The sequence below is a fragment of the Streptomyces sp. SBT349 genome (assembly GCF_001083795.1).
Classification (GTDB): Bacteria; Actinomycetota; Actinomycetes; order Streptomycetales; family Streptomycetaceae; genus Streptomyces.
Genome location: NZ_LAVK01000590.1, coordinates 1 through 2,440, shown reverse-complemented (window position 1 = coordinate 2,440; position 2,440 = coordinate 1). Strand labels below are relative to the sequence as shown.

The window sequence follows — 2,440 nt, the reverse complement described above, 5'->3', positions numbered from 1 at the left end:
AGCGTCCTGCTCATGGTGGATTCTCCCCCGGGGAATCCATGCGCGCAGCGTCGGCGAGCGTAAAAGGACTAACTTGCCATGGTCGGTCGTAGAGGAATTAGCAATTCCCACGCCTGCGCGTCGGGCTCCTCGCCGTCGCCGATGCGCGGGCAGACGACGTACGCCTGGTGTCCGCCCTCGGCCTCCTCGCGGACCCGCTCCCAGGCGCGGGCCAGGAAGTGCGGCTTGTCCCGCGCGGGAACGACGTGGCTCGCGATGGGGGAACGGCCCTGGGGCAGCTCGTCCAGCACTGAGGTCTCCAGGTCGCCGAAGACGGTCATGGCGACGGTGCGCGGGATCGGCGTCGCCGTCATCACCAGCAGGTGCGGCGGGCGTTCACCCTTGGCGCGCAACGCGTCGCGCTGCTCGACGCCGAACCGGTGCTGCTCGTCCACCACCACGAGCCCGAGGTCGTGGAACTTCACCACGTCCTCGATCAGCGCGTGGGTGCCGATCACGATGCCCGCCTCGCCGGTGACCGCCTCCAGCAGGGCCCTTCGCCGGGCCTGGGCGCCCATCGAACCGGTGAGCAGCACGACCTTGGTGGAGCGCTCGGCGCCGCCCAGCATGCCCGCCTCGGCGAGGTCGCCCATCATCTCGGTGACCGAGCGGTGGTGCTGCTGGGCCAGCACCTCGGTGGGCGCGAGCAGCGCGGACTGGCCGCCGGAGTCCGCGACGGCCAGCATCGCGCGCAGCGCGACCAGCGTCTTGCCGCTGCCGACCTCGCCCTGGAGCAGCCGGTGCATCGGGTGGTCGGCGGCCAGGTCGGCGAAGATCTCGGCGGTCACGCGCTCCTGGCCGCCGGTGAGCGAGAACGGCAGCCGCGCGTCGAAGGCGGCCAGCAGGCCGCCCTCGGCCGGGCGCCTGGGCACCGCGGGCAGCTGGGCCGCCGCCGCCCGGCGCCTGGCCAGCGCGGTCTGGAGGACGAACGCCTCGTCCCACTTGAGCCGGGATCTGGCCTCGGCGATGTCCCGCCTGCTGCGCGGCCGGTGGATCTTCTCGAACGCCTCGGGCAGCGGCAGCAGGCCGCGCCGCCCGCGCAGCGCGGGGGGCAGGGGGTCGACGAGCCCCTCCCAGCCGACGGCCTCCATCGAGTCGAGCACGACGCCGACCGACGTGGCGATCCTCCAGGACTCCAGCTGCTTGCAGGCGGGGTAGAGGGGCAACGGGCGGCCCGCGAAGTCGGCGACCGCCTCGGTGCCGCTGTCCTCGTCGAGCAGCTCGTAGGCCGGGTGGGAGAGCTGGAGCTTGCGGTTGAAACGGGAGACCTTCCCCGCGAACATGCCGCGCCGCCCCGGCACCAGCTCCCGCTGGTGGTGGTGGACGGCCCGGCGGCCGAAGAAGACCAGCTGGAGGCGGCCGGTGCCGTCGGTCAGCGTGACTTCGAGGCGCAGTCCCTTGCCCCGGTTGAACGGGAGGGAGCGGGTGTCGGCGATCTCGGCGACGACCGTCACATGCTCGTCGAGCGGCAGCTCCGACAGCCGGGTCAGCTCGCCGCGCTCGGCGTACCTGCGCGGGTAGTGGTGCAGGAGGTCGCCGACCGTGTGCAGGTCGAGGTGGGCGGCCATCACCTTGGCGGTGGTGCCACCGACGACCTTGGCCAGGGGTTCGTGCAGCGCGGTCACGCTGCCATTGCACACCATGGCGCCGACAGGCGCCGCGCGTCCCGGCGCGGCCGGGGCACCGGCCGCCGCCCTCGCCCCCGCGCCGCTACTCGACGCCGATCAGCAGGGGCACGCTCTGACGCCCCTCGTAGACGACGGTGTCCACGCCGTAGTGGCCGCTCCTGACCTGGGCCTCCAGCGCGGCGGCGAGCCCCGTCGGCGCCCCCGTGCCCAGCACCAGCGTGACCAGCTCGCCGCCCGCCGACAGCATCCGTTCCAGCACGTCGCCCGCGACCCCGTCGAGTTCGCCGCCGATCACCGCGACATCGCCGTCGATCAGGCCGAGCACGTCCCCGGCCTGGCAGATCCCGGCGGTGGTCCACGACTCGCTCTCGGCGACGGCCAGTTCGCCGAAGCGGGTGGCGCCCGCGGCGGCGGTCATGGCGACGACGTCCTCGTCGAACCGACGCTCGGGCGCGTGCACCGCGAGCGCCGCGAGGCCCTGGACCGGGGAGCGGGTGGGCACCACCGCGACGCGCACGCCCCCGGCGCGCGCCTGTTCCGCCGCCGCGGCGGCGGCGTGCCACAGGCCGTCGTCGTTGGGGAGGAGGACGACCTCGCCCGACCGGGTGGAGAGGATCGCCGCCGCCAGTTCGGCGCCGCCCGGCGGCTCGCCGGGGCGGACGGTCAGCGCGGTCGCCCCCGCCTCGGCGCACAGGCCGGTCAGGCCGTCGCCGGGCAGCACGGCGACGACCGCGCGGGGGGCGAGGTCGGGGCGGCGGGGCGCGGTGGCCGCC

General features: G+C 74.8%; 2 pseudogenes. Both read right to left on the bottom strand.

Annotated features, from left to right (window positions below):
- Nucleotides 1-122: 122 nt before the first annotated feature.
- Nucleotides 123-1,682 (bottom strand): annotated as a pseudogene (locus tag ADY01_RS34950) (ATP-dependent DNA helicase RecG); the annotation flags it as partial.
- Nucleotides 1,683-1,749: 67 nt separating this feature from the next.
- Nucleotides 1,750-2,440 (bottom strand): annotated as a pseudogene (locus tag ADY01_RS34945) (dihydroxyacetone kinase); the annotation flags it as partial.